The 24,164-nt window shown below is 46.1% G+C and carries 16 protein-coding genes; 12 read left to right on the top strand and 4 right to left on the bottom strand.

The window, feature by feature from the left end; genetic code table 11:
- Nucleotide 1: 1 nt before the first annotated feature.
- From FSB84_RS26755 to FSB84_RS26740, 4 genes are all read right to left on the bottom strand, one after another.
- The gene (locus FSB84_RS26755; protein ID WP_262713816.1) at nucleotides 2-1,681 is read right to left on the bottom strand and encodes a TonB-dependent receptor domain-containing protein; all 1,680 of its coding nucleotides are present in this window, start codon (nucleotides 1,679-1,681) and stop codon (nucleotides 2-4) included.
- Nucleotides 1,627-3,429 carry a carboxypeptidase-like regulatory domain-containing protein gene (locus tag FSB84_RS31295; protein WP_158644137.1) on the bottom strand — a complete coding sequence of 601 codons (1,803 nt, stop codon included), beginning with the start codon at nucleotides 3,427-3,429 and terminating at the stop codon, nucleotides 1,627-1,629. The genes FSB84_RS26755 and FSB84_RS31295 overlap by 55 nt, the downstream gene beginning before the upstream one ends.
- A 232-nt stretch (nucleotides 3,430-3,661) precedes the next feature.
- Nucleotides 3,662-4,588, bottom strand: a complete 927-nt coding sequence (locus FSB84_RS26745; RefSeq protein ID WP_130540901.1) for a FecR family protein — start codon at nucleotides 4,586-4,588, stop codon at nucleotides 3,662-3,664.
- A gap of 102 nt (nucleotides 4,589-4,690) precedes the next feature.
- Complete coding sequence (locus FSB84_RS26740; protein ID WP_130540900.1) at nucleotides 4,691-5,233, bottom strand: RNA polymerase sigma factor; 543 nt, start codon at nucleotides 5,231-5,233, stop codon at nucleotides 4,691-4,693.
- Between the two features lie 240 nt (nucleotides 5,234-5,473).
- On the opposite strand from FSB84_RS26740, the gene FSB84_RS26735 reads away from it, so the two are divergent.
- From FSB84_RS26735 to FSB84_RS26680, 12 genes are all read left to right on the top strand, one after another.
- Entirely contained in the window at nucleotides 5,474-6,055 is a 582-nt protein-coding gene (locus tag FSB84_RS26735) for an RNA polymerase sigma factor (RefSeq protein ID WP_130540899.1), read from the top strand.
- Nucleotides 6,056-6,115: 60 nt separating this feature from the next.
- Nucleotides 6,116-7,303, top strand: coding sequence for a FecR family protein (locus FSB84_RS26730; RefSeq protein ID WP_130540898.1), 1,188 nt, complete (start codon nucleotides 6,116-6,118; stop codon nucleotides 7,301-7,303).
- A gap of 215 nt (nucleotides 7,304-7,518) precedes the next feature.
- The gene (locus FSB84_RS26725; RefSeq protein WP_158644136.1) at nucleotides 7,519-10,977 is read left to right on the top strand and encodes a SusC/RagA family TonB-linked outer membrane protein; all 3,459 of its coding nucleotides are present in this window, start codon (nucleotides 7,519-7,521) and stop codon (nucleotides 10,975-10,977) included.
- A 21-nt stretch (nucleotides 10,978-10,998) separates the two neighbouring features.
- Nucleotides 10,999-12,468, top strand: a complete 1,470-nt coding sequence (locus tag FSB84_RS26720) for a RagB/SusD family nutrient uptake outer membrane protein (RefSeq protein ID WP_130540896.1) — start codon at nucleotides 10,999-11,001, stop codon at nucleotides 12,466-12,468.
- Between the two features lie 116 nt (nucleotides 12,469-12,584).
- Nucleotides 12,585-13,727: a TlpA family protein disulfide reductase gene (locus FSB84_RS26715; protein WP_130540895.1), complete on the top strand. Its 1,143-nt coding sequence runs from the start codon at nucleotides 12,585-12,587 to the stop codon at nucleotides 13,725-13,727.
- Nucleotides 13,728-13,919: 192 nt separating this feature from the next.
- Nucleotides 13,920-14,516 carry an RNA polymerase sigma factor gene (locus FSB84_RS26710; protein ID WP_130540894.1) on the top strand — a complete coding sequence of 199 codons (597 nt, stop codon included), beginning with the start codon at nucleotides 13,920-13,922 and terminating at the stop codon, nucleotides 14,514-14,516.
- A gap of 60 nt (nucleotides 14,517-14,576) precedes the next feature.
- Complete coding sequence (locus FSB84_RS26705; protein WP_130540893.1) at nucleotides 14,577-15,761, top strand: FecR family protein; 1,185 nt, start codon at nucleotides 14,577-14,579, stop codon at nucleotides 15,759-15,761.
- Nucleotides 15,762-15,888: 127 nt separating this feature from the next.
- A complete protein-coding gene (locus tag FSB84_RS26700; RefSeq protein ID WP_130540892.1) occupies nucleotides 15,889-19,362 on the top strand; it encodes a SusC/RagA family TonB-linked outer membrane protein in 3,474 nt (1,157 codons plus the stop codon).
- Between the two features lie 26 nt (nucleotides 19,363-19,388).
- Nucleotides 19,389-20,861: a RagB/SusD family nutrient uptake outer membrane protein gene (locus FSB84_RS26695; protein ID WP_130540891.1), complete on the top strand. Its 1,473-nt coding sequence runs from the start codon at nucleotides 19,389-19,391 to the stop codon at nucleotides 20,859-20,861.
- 18 nt (nucleotides 20,862-20,879) lie between these two features.
- Nucleotides 20,880-21,581: a DUF4843 domain-containing protein gene (locus tag FSB84_RS26690; protein WP_130540890.1), complete on the top strand. Its 702-nt coding sequence runs from the start codon at nucleotides 20,880-20,882 to the stop codon at nucleotides 21,579-21,581.
- A gap of 17 nt (nucleotides 21,582-21,598) precedes the next feature.
- Nucleotides 21,599-23,131 (top strand): PKD-like family lipoprotein, encoded by a 1,533-nt coding sequence (locus FSB84_RS26685; protein ID WP_130540889.1) that lies wholly within the window; start codon nucleotides 21,599-21,601, stop codon nucleotides 23,129-23,131.
- Nucleotides 23,132-23,213: 82 nt separating this feature from the next.
- On the top strand, nucleotides 23,214-24,143 hold the full coding sequence (locus FSB84_RS26680; RefSeq protein ID WP_130540888.1) for an ABC transporter ATP-binding protein: 930 nt from the start codon (nucleotides 23,214-23,216) through the stop codon (nucleotides 24,141-24,143).
- Nucleotides 24,144-24,164: the final 21 nt, after the last annotated feature.

Raw genomic sequence — 24,164 nt, 5'->3', positions numbered from 1 at the left:
TTTAGAAGTTAAGATTTAATGATACCAGGAAGCTGCGTACGGCAGGGTAGGTGAAACCTGCAAAGCCGTCAACCACGCTGCCTGAGGCGGTGGAGCTTGATTCCGGATCATAGCCGCTGTACTTGGTGTCGAGCCAGAGATTGTTTCCGGAAATGCTCACAGTGGCTCCATTGATGAAGCCGGTGCGTTGCAATACAGTGGCCGGAATGGAATATGCCAGGTTGAGGCTTCTCAGCCGGATCCAGGATGCATCTTCGATGAAGGTTTCGGAAGCGCCACGGTATACGTTACGATAGTAGCCATTACCATAGTTCACACCATCCGGGCCAACACCCTGACCTAACCAAACTGGTTTTGTGTTGCGGCTTCCATCTGCGAGTACGCCATCGAATACGATGATGTCGTTGCGGTTTTCAGAACCTTTATGAAGGGCGAAAGATGCCATGAAGTTCGCGAGCTGATTGTAACGGTACACGCCCTGCTGTGCATCGAAGAGGAAACCCAGACTGAAATTCCTGTAGCGGACTGTGCTGCCGAAGCTGCCGATCCATTTCGGTTGTGAGTTGGCGATATACTGCTGTTTGGAGGCGGGATTCAGTACGGGGAACCCGTTGCTGCCAATCACGATGGGCCGGCTTTTGTCGAGGTTCATCTCGTCTTCTTTTCCGTCAGCGAAATAACGCTTGTACGTCCTTCCGAAGAGGGCGCCTACAGGATAACCGGGAATATATTTCTGCGTAACGGTGGCGCTGAGATAGCCATAATGGTCTGCGAGCGGGATCTCTGTGAGACCGGGATAAATGCTCAGCACTTTGTTCCTGTTTCGTGTGAAATTGATACGCATGTCCCAGCTGAAATCCGTTGTTTGTATGGGTGTGGCAGTAAGACTGAGCTCGATACCCTGGTTGCGGATGCTGCCGGAGTTCAGGTAGATCTGATCGTAGCCGCTTGGAACCGGAACCTTAACAGGGATGATCAGGTCTTTACTGGTATTGTTGTAATAAGTGAAGTCTACACCGATACGGTTGCGGAGCAGCCGCAGTTCGAGGCCGGCTTCGTAAGAGGTGGTGAATTCAGGTCTCAGCTTTGCATCGCCTGTCTGGTTCGACAGTACAAAGGGAAGCACGCCATTGGAAAGCGGCTCATTGATCTTGAAGCCTGTTGAAGTAGCATAGGGAAGGGCGTCTTTACCGATCTTGGCAACAGACACGCGGAATTTTCCGAAACTGGCCCAATCCGGCAGTTTGATATTCTCTGAAAATACCCAACTGGCGCTGGCAGAAGGATAGAAGAAAGAGCGGTTCTCCTTTGCCAGGGTGGAGGTCCAGTCGTTCCTTCCGGTAAAAGTAACGAAGAGGAAATTATCCCAGCTGAGCGTCCAGTCTCCGAATACGCCGATGATGCGATAATCTTTCTCGTAATTCTTGGTCACCCTTTTCTTGGTATTGTCGAGATAGAAGAAGTCGGGCACTTCAAGTGTATCGCCTTGTGTGTATACGGAGGAGCGTGTGCTGTTATAGAGATCGTGACCAATCTTGAAAGAGGATTTCAGGTGTTTGCCGATATCGTTCTTGAAGTTCAGCATCACGGTGGAGTTGACCACGAAATTTTTGATATTGTATTCCATCACGCGGCCATAGTAGAAATCGCCGGCAGGATAGATCTCGTCCGGCAGTCCCATCGGGCCGGGCGTTGTTTGCCTGCGTGAATCATTGTACATGTCGATCCCGAGACGATAGCTGATATCGAGCCATTTGAAAGGGGCGAACAATATATTGCTGTTGCTGATGATGCGGTCCACATCATCGATATATTTTTTACCGTAGAGCTGGTAGATAGGATTGTCGATATCTGCGCCCACGATGGTCTTTTGCGTTCCATCGGCTTTTTTATAATCCCAGATATCCCATCTGGGGAATAGTAGGTAAGGCTTTCGTTGTAACGGTCGGCATCGCCGCGGCGGCCACCCGATTTGATATAATTGAGGGAACTGCCGAAGCGGAATTTTTCAGAGAACCTGAATTCACCTCCGATCCTGGCAGAATAGTTCTTGTAATCGGTGAAAGGCATGATGCCATCCTGGTTGAACTGGGAGAAAGCACCTGTGAAGATGGCTTTATCAGTACCGCCGGAGATATTCAGACTGGTCCTGTAAGAGTGCCCGTTCTTGTACCCGTGCTCATAGTTGTTGAAGAGATTGTCCGGGTGAGTTGGATCTTCTGCTTTGGCTTCCGCTACTGTGGGACCGTATGCAGACCAGAAGCTGTTGGGATCATATTCGTTCATCCATCCCTGTGTGTAAGTTTTTTGAGTTTCGGGGTATTTGTTGATCTTATCAAATCCGATGGTGCTGGTGAGGCTGGCCCTCAGTTTGCCTGACTTTCCGGATTTGGTGGTGATGATGATGGCTCCGGTAGATGCACGTAGTCCATACAATGCAGTGGCGGCGCCGCCTTTCAGGATATTGATGGTCTCGATATCATCCGGATTGATATCTGCGGCCCGGTTACTCATTCCCTTGAGGGTGCTGCCGTCAGACACATCGGTGGTATTGTCGATAGGAATACCATCGATCACGAAGAGCGGTTGGAAATCCCGGTTGGGGTCCATGGAGTTGATGCCGCGGAGAATGATCTTGGCTCCCTGTCCGGGTGCACCACCACCTGAGTTGATCTGCAGACCTGCTGCCTGTCCCTGCAAAGCGTTCACGATATTGGTCTGGTGGCTTGCTGCCAGCGCATCGCCCTTCACTTCCTGGGCCGAATAGCCCAATGCTCTTTTTTCTTTTCGGATACCGAGGGCTGTTACCATTACTTCCGTGAGGTTCGATTTATCTTCAGTCAATTGAAAACTGAGGTTGAGCACTTCACCGTCCTTCACAACGATGTTGCGCACTTCCGTGCTGAATCCGATAGCGGAAATCTGCAGGCGGTAATTACCGGGCTTCACGCCGGAGAGGGAGAACTGACCTTTGGCATCAGCAGCTGCGCCGATGCTGGTGCCCAGCAGTACGATCGAAGCATTGGGCAGCGGCTCACCGGCAGCGCCGGTGACCTTCCCTTTGATGCCTCCATCGGCGCGGGTACTTGCTTCATCGTTAATGGGAGGAAGTCCAGGTTCTTTCTTGATGATGATATTGGCTTTCACCATCTCGTACTGAAGGCCGGTATTGTTAAGCAGTACGTTCAGCAATTTGTCGATGCTGATATTTTCGGCTGCATAAGTAATGTTCTCAAAAGCAGCGATATCACTGGTCTTGTAGGTGAAGAGTAATTTTGTGGCGGTCTCGATCTTCCTGAGGGCGGTTTTCAGAGAAGCGTCTTTCAGGTTGATCGACATCTTCATTTTACTGAGGTCCTGTCCTGAGGATGTTCCCGCCATCAGTAGTCCGTTAAGGGTAAGTAAGCAGACCAGGATCATCATTCTCATAAATAACCATTTCAGTTTTATTCCCCTCTGCAGGTGGGAAGGGAAGCAGCTTTTGACGATGCCAGGCAATAAAATTCCAGGCACCTTTTGATGCAAATTCATAGCTTTGGTTGTTTAAAATTCTTAAACAGGATTTACTAAACGAAGGGCCGTTCCAGGTTGCAGCTGGTTCGGTCCATTTTTTTATTTTGTTGTTGGTGGAGACATATTCGATTAAGTTTAGTTCGGTGATTTATTGGATCGTATAAATGCCATTGATCAGTTTGAATTTGGTATCGGTGAGTTTGCAAATGATCTCGAGGGCGGTTTCTACGCCCTGTTCCCGTTTGAATGCTGTTGAAACCCTGAAACGCTGGAGATTGGTGGCTTCCATTTTAATGGTAACATTGTAGATCCTTTCCAGGTCTGCCAGAATATCTTTCAATGGGTAATCATCGTAGCTGAGAATGCCGTCGTGCCAGGTATTGGTTTCTTCATCTTTCAATTGTTTCTCATTCACTTTACTATTGGAGCTGCTGATGCTTACCTGTTGTCCTTTGGTGAGCAGGGCTACTTCCCTGTTATCGTAGCTTACTTTCACTTTTCCTTTTTTCACCATTACTGTGATCTTCTCAAAACCGGGATAGGCTTTGATATTGAAAGCGGTGCCCAGCACCACTGTGCTTACCTTTCCTGAATAAATGATGAAGGGTTTTTTGCTGGCCTGTTTCACATCGAAATAAGCTTCTCCTTTCAATATCACTTCCCGTTTGTGTTCATTGAAGTTTTCGGAGTATTCGAGTGTGCTGGCCACATTCAGCCAAACCTGTGTGCTGTCTGGCAGCAGAAGGTATTTGAATTCTGAACGTTCAGTGGATTTTTTTACCAGGGTAGGTTTTGCTGCAATGGTGGGTATTGGTGTTTTTTCTTCAGGAGAAAAATAGAACCAGGTCAGGGCAGTTGCCATGATCAATATACTGGCTGCCACGGGAATAAGCCAGGGCTTGCGTTTTTTTGCGGCCAATCTGATCGGATGTTCCATGATCACCTGTTGCAGTGATTCTTTTAGTGGAGAATTATCTTCCAGATTTTCCAGGCAGGCAAACAGCTCGTCGAACTCCTGTTTGGTGCAGGTGTTATCGAGGTATTTTCGAAGCAGGTATTGAATCCTTTCTTCCATGTATCGTTGATTGATTGCTTAGCGCATTTCAACTGAATTGGAAAGCGCCTTCTTTAAAGACGAAGCAGGGAAGTAATGTTCCTAATGGAGGAATAAGTTTTTTTAGAGTCCAAGGAATCGCTGGATGGAGCGGAGTGCGAAGGAGATTTGATTTTTGACTGTATGGCGTGAAATGGAGAGCGTATCGGCTATTGCCTGGTAATTCATTCCTTCTTCGCGGTTCAGGCGATAGATAAGCTGGCGTTGGGGAGCCAGTTGATTGATGGCTGCATGAATCTGCTGGTTGCATTCCCGGGCTTCGAGGAGCTGGTCAGGCTCATTGTTCTTAGCTTGTGTGCTGTTCCAAAGGGCGGTTTTCAGTCTTTGATCGGCGGCTGTTTTTCGGAGGTGATCGATCAGTTTGTTGCCGGTGACGCGGTAGAGCCATGCTTCGATATCCTGGATATGTTCGAGATTGTTGCGCTTCTCCCAGAGTTTGAGGAAAACTTCCTGTACAATGTCCCTTGCCTGTTCAGGAGATTTGGTGGCTCTCGATGCGAGTAAGAACAGGGCATGTTCATGCTGCCGGTATAAACACTCGAATGTATGGGTGGTGTTATCGGCATGTGTTTCTCCTGTGACAGCATGGAAAGGGTCCTGTAGCAATTAGGAACAGTTTTGTATCCCAAAATAAGAAAAAATAGTCAAAAAAGAGAAAGGGTTCGTAAAACAAGTGAGATACTCACTCTTTTGATTTTGCACTACATGCAATGCCAGGCGAGCTGCATTCGGTATTTGATTTGAAAACCCTATTTTTGAAAACCAGCTTTTGACCTGTCTGCCTTTCTTGTGAAAATTCTACCTATTACTTTAGCTTTGTAACAGTATTATAACCCATTTACCAAGTTGCCAAAACAAAACCAAATTGATCTTGCTGACCGACCTCCTGAAAGTGAGGAACTATTTTTCAGGCAACTCTATGATGCCTGGAATGCCAGGGTATATTCACTTGCTTTTTACCTGACGAAGTCTTCTTTCATGAGTGAGGAAATTGCTCAGGAAGTATTCGTAAAGATTTGGAAGAACAAAGATAAACTTGCACAAATAGAGCATCTCTCTGCCTGGATCAGAACAATTGTCCAAAATACTACCATTAGTTATTTAAGGAAAGCGGCGCGTGAAAAGCTCCTCATCACCAACTATGCTTTGAATCTCCCTGATCACAGCAATGATACACTGGATGGTGTCAGGGAAAAAGAGCTTGCCAGCTTTCTGCAGTCAATACTTAACAACTTATCTCCACAGCAACGGAAAGTGTACGAGTTGACAAGGATCGCCGGCCTGACGCTTCCGGAAGCGGCTGAAAAAATGGGAGTTACCCGTCATACCGCAAAGGAACATCTGGTGCGTGCCCTGAAGGTGATTCGCAATAAGCTCGATGGCCATATCGAATTGGTAGTTACCGCAGCCATTCCCCTTTTCCTCTGATAAAATAATTTCTTATCCCTGTCCCCCACCTCCCGGGGGACAAGCGTTTAATATTGTTATATGACACCAATCAGATTTACAGAATTGTTTGGGAAGTTCCTGCAGGGGGAGTTATCTCCTCCCGAGGAAAAGGAGCTTTGGGAAGCATGGCAGAGCGAAAGCACTGAGCTCTCCGTGGTAAAGGAGCAGTTGGTAGGAGAAGCTTTTGATCATCTTCCAGTTTCATATCCTCCAACTGAACAGCAAGTGCAGGATATCTATGAACGTGTGATAGAGGAAGCAGAAGCAGATCAGGAGACCGGTAATAAAAAGACTGCTTTCATATATCAGCTCTCGCGACGTTGGTGGGCTGCAGCAGTTATTGCGTTGCTGCTGGGCGTAGCTGTTTTCGGCTACCTGTTAAACAGAGGAAATAAGAATCCAGGATCGAAAGACATTGCACAGCAAACTAACGAAAGACTTCCCGGAAAACAGGGAGCGATATTAACACTCGCTGATCAATCGCAGGTATTATTGGATACTGTTAAAGATGGTGCTGTGCTTGCGCTTCCCGGTGGAGGCAGGGCCAGGGTAGAGAATGGGAATCTGGTGTATGATGCCAAAGGCGTTGCCGTAACCTTCAATACAATTGCCACCCCCAAAGGAAGGCAGTACAGGGTTACATTACCGGATGGAACTATCATTTGGTTGAATTCCGGCAGCTCCGTTCGCTATCCGACCTTATTTGCCGGTAACGAAAGAGTGGTGCACATAACCGGTGAAGCCTATCTGGAAGTGGCAAAGAACAGTAAGATGCCATTCAGGGTTGACCTGGAAAACAATACCACAATAGAGGTGCTTGGAACCAGCTTCAATGTAAATGCATACGATGAGGAACCATCTGTGAATACAACTTTGCTGGAAGGAGCCGTGAGAGTAAATAAAAAAGGACAGGCGCAAAAGCTCTTACCTGGCCAGCAGGCACAGGTATCGGGCACTGAAAAGATCAGGGTAGTTGATGTTGATGTTGAACAGGTAGTGGCCTGGAAAAATGGATTATTCGATTTCAATAATAAAGATGTGAAAACAGTACTTCGGGAAATAGCACGCTGGTATGATCTCGATCTGGTATATGAATCAGAACCCGCAGCGGGTGAGATTGCCGGAAAAATGCAAAGGAATCTGGCGTTGTCCCAGGTGATGGAAACACTCAGTGATCTTGATATACATTACAGGATCGAAGGAAGAAAATTGATTGTTTCGAAATAGAAACGGATCAGGTTTGCTCACCTGACCCGTAAAGCTTTGGCTGATTTAATAGATGCTCTCCGGTTCCAATTTCGACCCTGGTCCGGTGTAGCAATTCACTAACCAAAACACATAACAAAGTTATGAAATTAATTGCACGTCCCGGCCCGGGCGGTGTAGTGAGATCTTATTCTCCTCAACGCAGGTTTGGGCTGATGTCCAAAACTATCTTAGTTATGAAGCTGACTTTGATGTTGCTGACTGCTTCTCTTTTTGCTGTAGCGGGTAATGGTCTTTCTCAATCCATTTCTGTAAATGCGAAGAACTCCACCGTAGAGGAAGTTATTGCGCTTGTTGAAGAACAGGCAAAACTGGTATTCATTTACAAAAAGGAGATACTGAAGGATGCCCCCAGGATTAACCTGGCGGCCAGTAATATGCCTGTAGAGCAGTTCCTCGAAAAGGCTTTTAAAGATCAGCCTTTCACATGGAGTATCCGGAATCAAACGGTGGTGCTTAAAAAGCGGGAAGCACCATCAAAGGCGATCGATTTCATTGAACTGTTACTCACAGGAAACAATGTTCCTGTAACCGGACGGGTAGCGCATGAAGGAAAGCCGGTGGAAGGAGCTTCCGTACAATTGCAGCCCTCCGGCATAGGCACTACCACCAATGCCAATGGAGTATTCATGCTGAACAATGTTCCTCCCGGAAACTATACTTTGCAGATCACCAGTATCGGCTATTCCACTTTCGAAAGGAAGATCAATGTGAAGAATGCTCCCGTGAATATGACCTGTAATCTTGAATTGCTGGTAAAAGTGGAAGAGGAAGTTGTGATCTCCACCGGATACACAGTAAAGAAACCTGGTGAGCTTACCGGTTCCACACAAAAGATCTCCGGCGATATGCTCAGAAAAGGACTTACCAGTGCAGACCCCGCTTCCCTCCTGAAGGGCAGGGCCGTAGGCTTATACATCTCCGAGCAGAATGCGGCCGATCCCAACAGCAGTGGCGGACAGATCTTCGTGAGAGGGCAGAGCAGTATTGCAGGAGTGGGGGTAGACCAGTTCAATGAATTTGTAATGCCTTCCCTGGTATACGGTCCATTGATAGTGCTCGATGGTGTGATCATGCCCAATCAGAATCTGAAAGACCTGGTTACGCCCCAGGAGATCCAGGATATAACAGTACTCAAAGATGCTGCTGCTACATCCATCTATGGATCGAGGGCTGCAGCCGGTGTACTGGTTGTGACCACCAAAAGAGGACGTTCTGAAAAGCCAAGGATCACGGCCGAGTTGAAATATGGTATCAACAAACCCAACCAGGGACGCCTGCGTTTCCTGAGTGGTCCTGAGTTGTATGCCATGCAAAAGGATTTCTTTACCCAGGATTATGAAATCAATAAAGCAAGTCTTTCTCCTTTATATCCTACACTGGGTGCCTATCTGAATTACAGACTGCCCGCAGAGCAGGATGTGGCTAACTCCTTCGACTGGTCGAAATATGCATTTGTGACCACCAATACAAAGGAGGCGAATATTTCCGCAAGTGGTGGAAATGACCGGACGAAATATTATTTAGGCGCCACTTACTATGATGAACAATCAACCGGTGTTGCTACGGGCCTGATAAGAAAAAGCTTCCGGCTTAACCTGCAAAGTAAACTAACGGAGAGGCTCACTGCCAGTATTTCGCTCAATGGCATTTTCAATAATGGAAAGCGCGATCAGGGCGATGTTGCAGGCTACCAGATCTACCTGGTAATGCCCTGGGCAAATCCTTACAATGCAGAGGGAGCGGCCAGCCAGTCGCTCAAATTCAAATTAGCCGGTGCACAAAGGGAAATGGATAACCCTATATTCAACAGGCAATATAACAGTAACACGCTCGAGTCGCAGTTACTCTTCGGTTCTGCAAAACTGGAATACCGGTTAACAGACTGGCTGAGCATTTCCACTACCAATTCCGCCAATCTCAACTATACCAAAAATGTACAATACATCGATGTGCGTACATATGGTGGCGGAACAATATTCTATGCACCCCAGGGATTCCTGGGAACAAATACCGGATCACTGCAATCTTATCTTACCTCCAACCAATTGAATGTGAACAAGCGGTTCGGCGAACATTCATTGCGCGTATTGACCGCCATGGAATTTGGTAAAACAACAACGGACAATATCCTGGTGAACGTAAACCAGGTGCGGGCCGGTTATCCTGTGATCTCCCTGGGCCGTCAGGTTGGTGGCGCATCTGATCTCTCTATTTTCGGAATACCCACTACCAAGAACGGAAATATCGAAGGTGGTAAAGATGTGAAAGCTGTTTATTCCGTATTCGGCGAAGCAGGCTATACCTATAAAGACCGGTACAGCCTGAGTGCTTCCGCCCGTACTGATGCCAGCAGTTCCTTTGGCCGCAATAACCGCTATGGCACTTTCTATTCTGTAGGTGGCGCCTGGGTTCTGGGCAATGAGGAATTCCTGAAGAATGCAAAATGGCTGACTTTCCTGAAACTGCGCACCAACTACGGTACCAGTGGTTCACAACTGGGAGATAATTTCCTTACCCGTACACTCTATGATCCTACAGGTATCTATAGTGGTCAGGGGGCAGCCAATATCTCCACGCTCGGTAATTCCAACCTCAGATGGGAGATCACTAAAACTTTCAGCGCCGGCCTGGATATGGAACTCTTCAAACGAATCACTGCAACCGTTGATTACTATAGCAGGCGTTCAGAGGACCTTTTGCAGAAAGTTATGTTGCCTCCACTGGCAGGCTTCCCATTGCAATGGCAGAATGCCGGGACTGTTCAGAACAGTGGAATAGAATTGCAGATCAATTCCGAATTGCTTTCCAAAAAGGAATTTGGCTGGAGCATGAGTTTCAATTTCGCTTACAACAGGAACAGGATAGTGAGTGTAGCCAATGATTCACTGAAACAGGGATACTATGCCCAATACTCCTACTATATGTTCAAAGGTGATGATATCAATTCCCTGAAAGCGATCAGATATGCTGGAGTAGATCCTGAAAATGGAAAACCATTATTCGAGAAACTGATCTTCGATGAAAAAGGGAACAAAACAGGAGTGGAATATGTGAATACGGTTGCAGAAGTGAATGGAGCTGCCGATCACCGGCAGTTCCAGACTATCGGTTCCTTTCAACCGAAGTATTTTGGAGGTTTCACCAATACATTCACTCATAAACAGTTTTCACTGAGCGTGCTGATCACCTATGCTCTGAAGTATGTGATCAGGGATAACCTGGCTGAAAGCATGCAGGGCAGAAGAATAACAGGCATCAACCAGTTAGCTTTCAGGTCACATCAGAAATTATGGACAACACCCGGGCAAACCGATGCAACAGAACCGTCCCTGTATTACAATTCAACATCCGATTATTTCGGTACCAGCAAATACATTCATGATGCCAGTAATGCCTCACTGCGCAATGTGAGGTTGAGCTATGACCTGCCACAGTCTTTACTGAAGCGTTTGAAGTCAACAGCCTGCACATTCTATTTCAGTGCAGACAATCTCTATACTCTTTATTCCAGGGAAGTGATTGCTTCCAGCCCTGAAGGGCCTTCAGTGGGAGAGGCGCAGGATTTCGGGAACGGAGGCGGTACGCTGGCCATTCCACGGAGGTATGTATTCGGATTGCAGGTAACATTTTAGCAGAAACTCAACAGTATTAAAATGAAAAGATCATTCATCATATTATGTGCATCGGTGCTGATTGTTGCCTGCAACAAACAGATCGATGAGATCAGACCTTTGGTTAAGATCGATCAGGAAGGGGAATTGTCTTCCGTGGCCGGTATTGTAGAAGCAACCTATGGTAATTACAGCCTGCTGCGCGATAACAATATACGGGATATGGCCTATGAGCAGGCATGGTCCAATATTTCAGAAAGCAGGGGAAACAATGTGACCCTGAGAACATTCGGGCCCGTTGACAGAACATCTGATGCCTTTTTTTACAGGAACAGCACCGGCTCCTCGCTGGGATTCAGCAGCGCTTTTTACCGTGGGTCCTATCAGTTGATCGTTAGTGTAAACACTGTGCTGGAAGGTATAGAGAAGATGCAGCAATCAGGTTGGCAAAGCCTCAGTGCAGAGGAAAGGAACAAAGTGATCTATGCAAAAGGCGAGAATATTTTTCTCCGTGCTTTTGCTTATTTCAACCTGGTGCGTGTATATGGTAAACCTTATTATCAGAATAACGGTAACAATCCTGCAGTACCATTGAAGAAGACCAGTGCTGTGAGCGATATACCTGCACCTTCAACAGTAAAGGAATTGTATGATTTCGTGATCAGTGAATTGAAGACTTCTGCCCAGCTGATGAAAGTACCGGTGACTAAATCGAACAGTTTTATCAGTACGTCCGCTGCATGGTCTTTGTTGTCGAGGGCTTACCTGTACATGGGAGGCAGTGTAACTGATCCTGTTCAGGCCTTCAATGAAGAGGCGGTCGCCTATGCAGACAGTGTGATCAATCATACAGGCAGCAAATATGCGTTGCTGCTGGGAAATGCTTATGTGAACATGTTTGCCAATGATGAGTTTGGGGATCTTGACAGGGCGCAATTTGCCAATAACAAGGAGATCGTTTTTGCCTTTGATAATAATACAGGGACAAGCTATAATGGAATAATGTACAACTATGATGGAAACTATAATATTGGAGCTGCTTTTGTACCATCAATGGATTTGAAACAACAAATTACCGCCCAGGATTTACGCAGCAATTTCTACAGGATAAATCCAGCCAATGGGATCACGGAAACAACAAAATACCTGGTGCTGTTCTTTCAGGGACTGTCGCGCGCTCCTCATATCTTTTTCAGAATGGGAGAGATCTACCTCAACAGGGCAGAAGCCTTTGCGAAGACCGGGAATTTTGCAATGGCCAGGAATGATCTCAGGACCATTCACACACGTGCCGGCCTTCCAGCTTCCGATATCGATAACCTGAATGATCAGGACCTGCTGTCTGCAATCCTCAAGGAAAGACGACTGGAGCTCGCTTTTGAAGATCATGCCGGTTATGATTATTTCCGGAACGGATTACCAATGACCAGGCTCGCAGCTGATAACAATGGCACTGCATTAATCATACAACCAGATGACCCTAAAGTGGTATTTGAGATACCCAACAATTAATTGCTCCTATAAATTCTGAACAACTTACTGACGCCGGATAATGGAAATTTTCCGGCGGATAGAAAGCTTTTGTGTAAGCCATCGAAAAATAAATTCAAATTCAAAAAAAACAAACCATGCATTTCAAAGTAATGAACGCGGGAAGAAGGGCCCTGTCTTTTGTTTTAGTATTCATGATAAGCCTGGCCACCCTGGCGCAGGAAGAACAGCAGCAACCCACTTTATTCATTGGCGATAAAGCGCCGCCACTCAAATACGGGAAATGGATAAAAGGAAAACCAGTGAAAGGTTATGAAAAGGGAAGGCTTTACCTGTTCGAATTCTGGGCTACCTGGTGCGGTCCCTGTATCGCATCGATGCCCCATCTTTCTGAATTTGCCAAAGAAAACAAGGATAGAGCAACTGTGATAGCTGTGAACATCTGGGAAAGCAAGTCTGCCGGCAAGCTGCCAGGCGCCTCACTTCCGAAAGTGGAGAAATTTGTGAAGAATATGGGAGACAAGATGGGATTCAGTGTGATCTCAGACAGTGAAGATCAGTGGATGGGCAATAAGTGGATGAAAGCTGCAGGGCAGTCTGGTATTCCCTGCACTTTCATGGTAAAGGATGGTATCATCCAGTGGATGGGGCACCCAATTGAGCTGGATTCCATTGTGAAAGTGGTGAACAGCGGAAACTATGATGTGATGGCGGCACGCAATGCACGAATCCAAAAAGACAAAGAGAATGATTCAGCGTATGCGCCTTTCCGTAAGCTTTTTGGCGAATATGAAAAAGCTGTGAAAGAAAAGAGATACCATGAAGCGCTTAAGTTAACAGAAGAAGGAATGAAGGCAGACCCGAATTTTGCCGGAACATTTGGCTTTTTCAAATTCCAGGTACTGCTTGATCATATCAATGAAGACAGCGCTATTGCATTTGCAAAGGAATGGCAAAAATCAAAGCCGGGATATGTTGCGTCAACAGGCGCGGTGATCGTGAATAAGCCAGGTCTTAAGAAAGAGGCCTACCTGTATGGTATTGAACTGAGCAAAACCTTGTTCAATACACCACAGCCGGCTTCACTGGTATATAATATGATTGCCAAAGGCTATGCGAATATGGGGGATTATGCAGCGGCCGTGGAGAACCAGGAGAAGTCCGTTGCAGAAGGAAAGCAGGCAATGAAAGATGGAAAGTTTGCAGGTTTCATCACAGCGGATACGATTGCTGAAGGGGAGAAGGAACTGGCGGAATACAGAAAGAAACTGGGAAAATAATAAGATGTATTGCCGGGCTCTCCTGCCCGTGAGAACTATCCTTCTGGTCTTTTGATCAGAAGGATTTTTCTTTTTCATCATTTATCTTTCAAGCCACCTGATTTCCGCAAACCAGGAGGCATAAGTTCTAACCACATTTTATAAACCAAAAACCCTACATTTGGCTCCTAAACCCATAATCAACGTACCTTCTTGTTTGACCTACTTAACAATGAACGAGAGCTTCTATTGCAAATAGCATCCGGTGACGAAGCAGCTTTTACCCAGCTCATGCGGGCAAAACACGTAGGTGTGTATCATGCTGTGCTCCGTTTAACCGGCGATCAATGGATGGCGGAAGAAGTAGTGCAGGACTTATTCCTGAAAGTTTGGATGAAGCGTACCCACTTACCTTTGCTGGATAATTTCACAGCATGGCTGAACACCGTTGCCGAAAACATGGCCCTGAATGTTATTAAACAATCACTTCGTAAGAAAAATGATGTAAAAAGCTGGGTAGCCGACTTTTACAAAGAAGTGAATCAGGAAGAAATGCAGGAGAATGCACTGACTGATCTGCTGCAGCAGGCAGTTCAACATCTTTCTCCCCGTCAGCGTGAAGCATACCGGCTTATCAAAGAACAAGGATACAAACGCGAAGAAGCGGCCATGCAAATGAACGTTTCTCCCGAAACAGTTAAAACACATTTGGAGCAGGCTATGCGGAATATCCGCACTTATTGTACTTCGAGATTGGATAAATCCATTCCCATCATTCTCATTTTAGCAGAAGCAAAAAAATTTTTATAACCCACTCCCCCAAAAAGGATAGTGAATGTTGTCTCTATAGAAAAGCATTTATTATCCTATATGACTCGTATAAATGAATTGTATAATAAGGCAATGCAGAACGGGGCTACGGAGGCCGAGCTGAAAGAACTGATGACGCTCATGACCGATGCAGCGAATGAATCAGAAAGCAGGCAGCTGATCCGGCAAGCGATAGCAGAAGGATATGTCAGCGGCCAGCCAATGCAGGAAGACAGGTTATTGGAACTCCAGGAAGCCATCATAAATATAGCCGGCCACGAAGCGGCGCCAAATGCAGGCTCCCGTAAGTCCTTATTCCCCGTCAAATCTGCCGGCTGGTTAAAATGGGCCGCCGTTATTGTAATTGCGCTTGGGGCAGGATCTTACTTCTGGTTGTTCAGACAAAAAACTGGATCAACAGCAGTGCAGAACGTCGTTTCCGCAAAAGATATCTTACCCGGCACTAATAAAGCAATACTCACACTCGCAGATGGATCGTCCATCTTTCTCGATAGCACAACAAATGGGATCATCGCCCAACAAGGGACCGCTGCCATTGAAAAGCAATCCAACGGAACCATCGTATACAACCTCAATGGGGCGTCTGATGGAAAAGTAATGACCAATACATTGCGTACTCCAAAAGGCGGCCAATACAAACTGACTTTGCCCGATGGCACCAAAGTGTGGATGAATGCTGCCTCTTCCATTACATACCCTGCCAGCTTTACCGGAAATAAACGCGCAGTAAGCGTTTCCGGCGAGCTCTATTTTGAAGTGGCAAAAAATGCAACCCAACCATTTATCGTGGAGGTGGAAGATCGCTCTTCCATTGAAGTGCTGGGGACCAGCTTCAATCTAAATGCCTACGACAATGAAAGTAGTAGTAAAACAACATTGATCGAAGGAAAGGTCAGAGTGAAAAAAGAAGATCAGGCTGAGGTCCTTCAACCTGGCCAGCAGGCGAGGATTGGCAACGCCATCACCATCGCCTCCAAAGTAGATATCGATCAGATCCTGGCCTGGAAGAACGGCAATTTCAATTTCGAGGACATGCCGCTATCAGAGATCATGCGGCAGCTCGAACGCTGGTATGATATTGAAGTACGCTATGAAGGAACAGTGCCTTCAATAAAATTCCATGGCAAAATGAGCCGGGGCGTTACGCTCTCGGATGTAATTACATTTTTATCGGATAATGATCTGAAACTAAGATTGGAGGACCGCAGGTTAATAGTACAATAAACCGGAAAGTTAAGTAATACAGCAGGCCAAAAAACAAAACCGTTCCGACGGCCATCGGAACGGAAAATGTTCAGGCTGATAAATATAGTCGGGAAGACTGCTTTCATAACCCAAACAATGCAAATGTATGCGAAAAATTGCTTATTGTTCCCCATTCGCCTGGTTGAGGCAGCGGGGGATTGTTCAAATGCTATTAGCGATGAAGCTGACTGTGATCTTACTAACTGCTGCGTTCCTCAATGTGAGCGCCAATGGCCTGGCCCAGAAAATTACGTACGCCGCTTCCGGTACTTCACTGGAAAAAGTGTTTACGGAAATTGAAAAACAAACAGGATTTGTTTTTCTCTACAAGGAAGGGCTACTTACCAACACCAAACCTGTTTCTATAAAAGCAAAGGATCTTCCTTTGGAAGATTTCCTGGAGAAATTATTGAAAGGGCAATTGCTTACCTACCGGATTGCCGACAGAACTGTATTCATTACCCCGCAAACCCTACCCGGAGGGAATAACAATGCAGGTGCACTACTGTCTCCACCAGGTTCCAATCCCTCTCTTTTGATCCCTCCCATTCAAATAGAAATAAGGGTGGTCAGTGCAGATGGAAATGCACTGACCGGCGCAACTGTCACCAATAAGAACAGCGGCGTCTCAAAGGTCACAGGGCCCGGTGGAGAACTCTCCATTCAGGCCAATACGGGTGATATACTCGAAATCACTTATGTGGGTTTTGAGAAAACCACTCATAAGGTAACTACCAATTCCACTTCCATTCTCATCAGATTACAAGTTGCCGAAAAGACCCTGGATGAAGTAGTGACCGGATATAGCCGCATGAAAAAAGAAAGTTTTACCGGCAATTCCATCCAGGTTACTCAGAAAGACCTGCTGAAAGTGAGCAACCGAAACCTGGTGGATGTATTACAGGTTTTCGATCCTTCCTTCCGCATAGAGGTCAACAATGTGATGGGCAGCGATCCCAATACTCTTCCTGAATTCTATATCCGCGGTCGTTCAGGCATTGGCGTTAAAGCGCTTGACCAGGTTGATGTTTCGCAGGCCGCCCTTACCAACAACCCCAATCTGCCCATCTTCATCATGGATGGATACGAAGTGTCTGCAGAAAGGGTCTATGATTTTGATATCACCCGTATCAAGAACATCACCATATTGAAAGATGCAGCTGCAACAGCTGTGTACGGCTCCCGCTCGGCCAATGGAGTAGTGGTGATCGAAACAGTGGCGCCCGAGCCGGGCAAACTGAGATTGGATTATACCATGGTAGGCTCTATGACATTACCCGATCTTTCCGACTATAATTTAATGAATGCAGAAGAAAAACTGCAGGCAGAGATCCTGGCAGGCTACTATAAAGTAACGCCTGAGATGACACCCGTGGTAAAAGGAGGGATATTGAAAGAGTTGCTGATGAAGCAAAATCAAATTGCCCGTGGTGTGAATACAGACTGGATCGCACAACCGGTGGAGAATGTATTCAATCACAAACACACGCTCAATATCGACGGAGGTACTGATAACCTGCGCTTCAATTTCCTGGTGAAATACGATAAGCAGAAAGGCGTGATGAAATCCTCTTTCCGTGAAAGGAAAGGAGGAGGATTGGGGATCGATTACAGGCAAAAGAAATTCCAGATCCGTAATGATATCACTTATGATGTGGTGGATGCACAGGCTTCTCCCTATGGCGAATTCAGCACTTATACCACCAAGGCGCCTTACGATGAAATTTACGGACCGGACGGCCGCCCGGTAAAAAATACTACCCTCTGGCATGCAGGAGACGGTTTGATCTCCAACCGCTTCAACCCCATGTATGAAGCCTTCAATACAAATAGTTTTGACAAGAACGGTTATTACAGCTTAGTCAATAACACGGCAATTATCTGGAACTTCTTACCCAAATTTCAGTTAAGGGCTGACCTGGCGCTCACCAGGCAGGATTCCTGGACAGATGCTTTTATCGATCCGGCATCCAGCAAATACAATCTGCTTACGAGTACCGATCTCAGCAATATCGGAGAACTGACCCGTACAAAAACAGTCAACAAAGGATATAACACCAATTTATTCCTGCGCTATGAAAACCGTTTTGCCGGACATAGTTTCAATTTTTCCGGTGGAATGAATGCCCGCGAAACGAATGTGACCATGTCCGCCGAGTACTACACCGGGTTCCCTTCCGGTTCGCAGAACTCTCCCAATTTCGCCAACAAGATCGTACGTAAGCCGGGGTATTCGGATAACCATACCCGTTTGTTCGGAAGTTTTGTGACCATGAACTATGCGTTCCAGGATATCTACCTGCTTGATCTTTCAGGCCGTCTGGACGGATCCTCCGAATTCGGTTCTGACAACCGCTTTGCTCCATTCTGGTCTGTGGGTACCGGTATCAATTTCCATAAATACAAATGGGTGAAAGACCTGGGTATTTTCAACAGGCTGAGATTGACCGGAACAACGGGCGAACTGGGCAAAACAAATTTCCCTCCTTACGCGGCAAAAGGTTTGTTTGTTTACCAGGACAAATGGTATGCAACCGGTAACGGTGCATTCCTCATGGGCATGGAATCTCCTGCACTGACCTGGGAAAAAACAACCACCTACGATCTGATACTTGATGTCGGGATCTTCAAAGACCTTGTGTCTGTAAACGTCGATTTTTACAATAAGATCACCAACAATCTCGTGAACGATGTGGATCTTCCGCTTTCTTCCGGCTATACCAGTTACAAGGATAATATCGGTAAGGTTCGCAACAAGGGCTTTGAACTATTTGTGAGAGCCAATATCATTCGTAAGAAAGATTTTCAGTTCTCTGTATACGGCAACTTTGCCAGCAACAAGAACGAATTGCTGGAACTATCCAACTCCCTGAAAAAATACAATGACCTCGTAAATACCCAGTACGACGGTTTTACAGGAAACACGCCTACCAGCCCGCATTACCTGGATCGCTATTCAACCCCTTACACAAAATATGTAGAAGGCGGATCGCTTACTTCCATTTTTGGTATGCGTTCAATGGGCATCAATCCTATGAACGGTAAGGAAGTGTATGTTCGTCCTGATGGCACTATTACCTACGACTGGCTGGCTTCCGATCAAACGATCATTGGTGATTACTCTCCCAAAGGCCAGGGATCATTTGGATTCAATATCGGCTATAAGGCTTTTTCGCTTTTTGCATCTTTCCTCTATCAATATGGTGCGCAGGAATACAACAGGACCCTGGTAACTAAAGTTGAGAATGTAGACATATACAATAAGAATGGCGACAAAAGGATCCTGCTGGAAAGGTGGGTGAAGCCGGGCGATATCACTCCCCTGAAAGACATTGCCAGCCGTAGTTACACCACCAGGCCCAGTTCCAGGTTCATCCAGGATAACAATTTTGTGAGGTTCAATTCACTCAGCATCGCTTATGACATGGTTTCGAAGAAGCTGCAAAACTTTGGTATTTCGCGTTTGAAAGTGCAATTATCATCCAATAGCCTGGCCACCTGGTCAACCATTCTGCAGGAGAGGGGAACTTCCTATCCTTTTGCAAGGAACTATGATTTGACTGTAAAGATTGTATTGTAAGCTGTGCTTGTATAAAAAACAGAAACATGAAAACATTCATTAAACATATAGCAGTAGTACTTTGCGTACTTGTTTTTTCCGGCTGTAATAAATGGTTGGATGTTAAGCCTACCGATCAGATCACGCAGGAACGCCTGTTCAGTGAAGGGATCGGCTTCCGGAATGCATTGAATGGGATCTACCAATACATTGCTGAAGGCAACCTGTATGGCAGGAACCTCACCTGGGGCCTGAATAGCGCGCTGGCACAGGATTATATCGGTAATGATATTTCGCAGGAATACCAGAATGCCGCCACCACTTTCGTTCAGACAGATCCCGCTGTTCTTGCCATAGGAACAAATATCTGGGGGAATGCCTACAAGGCCATTGCCAACAGCAATAAGCTGATCAATGAAATAAAAGGCAAGGATACCGGATTATTCCAGTTTGGCAATGTGGAGAAAAAACTGATCCTTGGAGAAGCCATTGCATTGAGGGCGATGCTTCATTTTGAGCTGGTAAGACTTTTTGCTCCTTCCCCGGCACAGGACCTGTCAGGGCAGTACATTCCTTATGTTGACAAATATCCTTCCTATTACACTGCGCCATCGCCTACTTCCACTGTTCTGCAAAACATTCAGCACGACCTGGAAGAAGCAAAGAACCTGGTGGCTGAGAACGATACCATCCTGAACAGGGCCTCGCTCAGCACCAAACTAAGCACCCGCTTAGTGGGCACCAATGTTGCGGAAGAACGTTTTTTCTCTTTCCGCATGATGCGATTGAACCATGTAGCCATCGCAGGTTTGCTGGCGAAAGTGGCATTGTATGCCGGTGATGTGGAGCGCGCATTGAGTGAAGCATCTTATGTATACACCTATGGTCCTTCGGGAACAAAGAAATGGTGGGAGTTTACATCCTCCACCAATGCAGCTGGCGTGAACATATACACGAAGTTCGCGGATGATGTATTGTTCGGATCATTCAATACAGACCTGGTAGCGGATATTACCGCGTATAAGGGAACCACCGTAAGGTACAGGATCAACAAACAGGTATCGGCCTGGTTTCCTTCTGCTGAAAGAGATTACCGGCTCAACCTGCTGATCCCGGACGCTGTAGTATCAACTGATCTGGTTAGTCAAAAATGGATTGCCACCAATTCTACCGGCACATTCAGGTCGCAGCAGAACACTTTTGCTCCCGTACTTCGGCTGAGTGAGGTCTATTATATCTATAGTGAAGCGCTCTATCGTAAAGGACTAACCGCAGATGCCCTTACCATTCTCAACCAGGTGAGAGTAGCGAGAGGTAAGATCAATACATTCACAGATCAATCAGAATCCGGTTTCTATAACGAGTTATTAAATGAATATCGAAGGGAATTCCTGACGGAAGGTCAAACCCTCTTTGCCTACAAAAGATTAGGAAAGGGAATGCAGGTCAGCAGCACTCAGCTGATCCCCATGGATGAAAGGTTCACACTCAAAATTCCAGAAGGAGAATTCATTAACTAATTATCGAAATCAGCACTCATGAAACAATTAGCAATAATATTATTGGTTGTTACAGGCCTCTCATTACAAAGTTGTTCAAAGAGAGAGATCCAAAATTATAAAGGCGGTCATTACATTCAGTTTACCACCGCTTTCACCGATACCATGCAGTTTTCTTTTTTCTTCCATCCTGGTAAATCGGAAGTGGATCTGGCAATGCCCGTAATGCTCACTGGCACTATGCCTGAAAAGGACCTGAACTATCTTATCGAAGTGGTTCAGGGCAAATCCAATGCGCCTGCCACTACCTATACGCTTCCCACTGTATTCAAATACAGGGCAGGCTTTACACAGGATACTGCTCATATCGTTTTCAAGAATATTCCTCAGCTGGCCACTGAAGCAGTGCTGCTGACCATCAGGATCAAGGATACCGAAGCCGTGAAAGCCGGTCAGACCAATTATGCTTACCGCGTTTTCAAGATCAGTGACCTGATAGCAAAGCCGGTCTGGTGGAATGCAGAAATGGACAGATTCTATCTGGGCATCTATTCCGAGAAAAAATTCAGGGCTTTCATGGATGTTACAGGTGTAGGCGATCTTGCTGCGTTTGATCCCAGCCAGCAACGTGTTTTGATGCTTCAATTCAAGTATTACTTAATTGAAATGAAGGAAAACGGAACGCCCCTGTTGCTGGAAGATGGATCGGATATGCTGGCCAGTCTTCCCTTAATTGGTTAATTACTAATCTGAAAACAATGAAAGTACAATCTTCTATATATACTGCTTTAGCCACCCTGCTCATTTCAATGCCGGGTTGTATCAAAGACAAGGGTAATTATTCCTATAAAGATGGAAGCCCCGTTACTATAAGATTTCAGGCTACCAATATCGATGGACTGATAGATAACCCGGTAACCATCGATGCTATCAGGGAATACAGCGATCCCACCAAAACCGCAGCAGATTACGGTCATGAATGGTATGTAAGTGATCAGCTGGCGGGTACCGATTCCATCCTGGTGTACAATGGGGCAGTACCCGGAACATTGCCCATCAATTATTGCATGGTGGATAAAGCAACAAAGGTTAAATACTTCTCTACTACTGCCATACTGCGGCTGGCCTCTCCCTATCAGAGCGGCTATACTATCCTGTATGAAAAGAACGGAGAATCAGAGCTTGCGCATATCCGTTATGATGCCACTCAAAAAGTGTATGTAGATGACCGTGATATCTATAAAAGGAAGAACGATGGTGAATCTTTGGGAAGCAAACCGATAAAGTTGAAGAACTATCCGGTGACTGGTGTATGGAGCCTGGTAGTAATGCAGCAGGGAGGGCAGGGAACAGTTGAGCTGGACTCCTACAGCCTTCAGAAGAGGCTGAAGCTCAGGGACGCTTTTGCGGGTAGTGCGCCTGCCAATATCGACCCCGTCAATATGGGTTTCTATCCCAATGCCCATCTGCTGGTGAATACAAACGGAGAGGTGTATCCGAGATTATTCTCTAATTCACCTGTTCCCTTTTCGATGCCCTGGTTGAATATTCCTATGACCACGCTGCATGGAATGAAGATCACCGATCTGTGGAATCCATATTCCAATGCCAACCTGATGAACTTCATGTATGATGCTATGAACAACAGGATCCTTTACCTCTCGTTGAACGGACCCAATCCAACAGGAGGGTGGGTGGTTATCGATACATTACCGAGCCCGGCGCCTGCAACTCCTTATCCTGCGGACCATGTCAACTTCAATCATATGGGTGACTGGGAATATGTCTGGGGCGGCTCCTTCAATGAACTGCCTAATTCCGGAAATGGAGCCTCCACCGATGGAGTGGTATTGATGAGGAAACCGGGAGAAACGCAGATCTACCTGCAGTCATTTACCATGCGCAATCTGAATCGGGTAATTACTTTCTCTCCCAAAGCAAGGAAGCCATTTACCGGTAGCAGTCTTGTAAATGCAGACAGTAAATATTTAGGTATCAAGAACAGGAATTTTATTTTCTTCTCCGGAGGGCCTGGCAATACAGACCTGTACTATTATGACATGATCACAGGTAGTGCCGCCAAACTCTTCACTTCCTTCGGTAGTAAGATCACTGCCATGAGCCAAAGCGACAATTTCCTTGAACTGGCAGTGGGGCTGGAAGACGGCACAGTGGTTCTCTATAATATTTCCGATGCATCCCTTACATTGCCCGACCCCGTTGAGCTACACCGTATGACGGGCCTGGGAGTCATTGCCGATATCACTGTTAAGAACAGTATCATGCGTTAATCCTCCAACTACATATATGCTTTAATTGGAATCGTCATAACAGACGATACAGGGCATCATTTTTTTAAAACTTTCAGGATTTATGAGCGAATCTATTGTAAAAGTGGAACAGCTATCCCATCGGTACAGTGTACAATGGGCCATCAAAGACATCAGCTTTGAATTAATGGAAAAAGGGATTTATGGATTGTTGGGAGCTAACGGAGCGGGCAAATCCACCATCATGAATATCATGTGTGGCGTATTAAAACAAACAAAGGGCAATGTATATATCAGGGGATACAACCTGGATACGCATCCGGTGGAGGCCAAGAAGAGGATCGGCTTTCTTCCCCAGGTGCCCCCGGTTCAACCTGAACTTACTGTAGAGGAATATCTGACTTATTGTGCGCACCTGCGTATGATACCCAAAGCAGAAATTCCATCTGCTGTAAAAAATGTAATGGAACAATGTAATCTCTCTCACTATAGAAGGAGGCTGATCAAAAATCTTTCAGGAGGATACAAACAAAGGGCCGGTATTGCACAGGCAATCATTCACAAACCGGAATTTGTAATTTTTGATGAGCCCACCAATGGACTGGACCCTAACCAGATCCTGGAGGTAAGGAAGCTGATCAAAAATATCGCTGAAGAAAGAACAGTGATCCTCTCTACGCATATCCTGCAGGAAGTTCAGGCGCTTTGTGAGCATATCTGGATGATCAATGAAGGACAGATGATCTTTTCCGGTCCCATGGAGGATTTCGACACCTACCTGCAGCCGAGCTCGCTCTCTTTGAGCCTGGCGCAGCTTCCTTCCCTGCAGTACCTGACAGCTATCGACGGAGTGGTTGATGCAACCCATACGGGAGGTATCGACTATACAGTGAACTATGCTTCCGATTCAAGGGAGGTGATCTCACGTATCGTGAAAAGCGCTGTGGAGAATAACTGGGAGTTGTTGCATATCTCACAAAACAAAAATTCACTCGATAATATTTTTGCCGAGCTCTCAAAGAAGAAGTCCTGATCAAATTAAGCAGTCAAACAA

Source organism: Pseudobacter ginsenosidimutans, assembly GCF_007970185.1.
Taxonomy (GTDB): Bacteria; Bacteroidota; Bacteroidia; order Chitinophagales; family Chitinophagaceae; genus Pseudobacter; species Pseudobacter ginsenosidimutans.
This window is presented reverse-complemented; position numbering and strand designations above follow the sequence as displayed.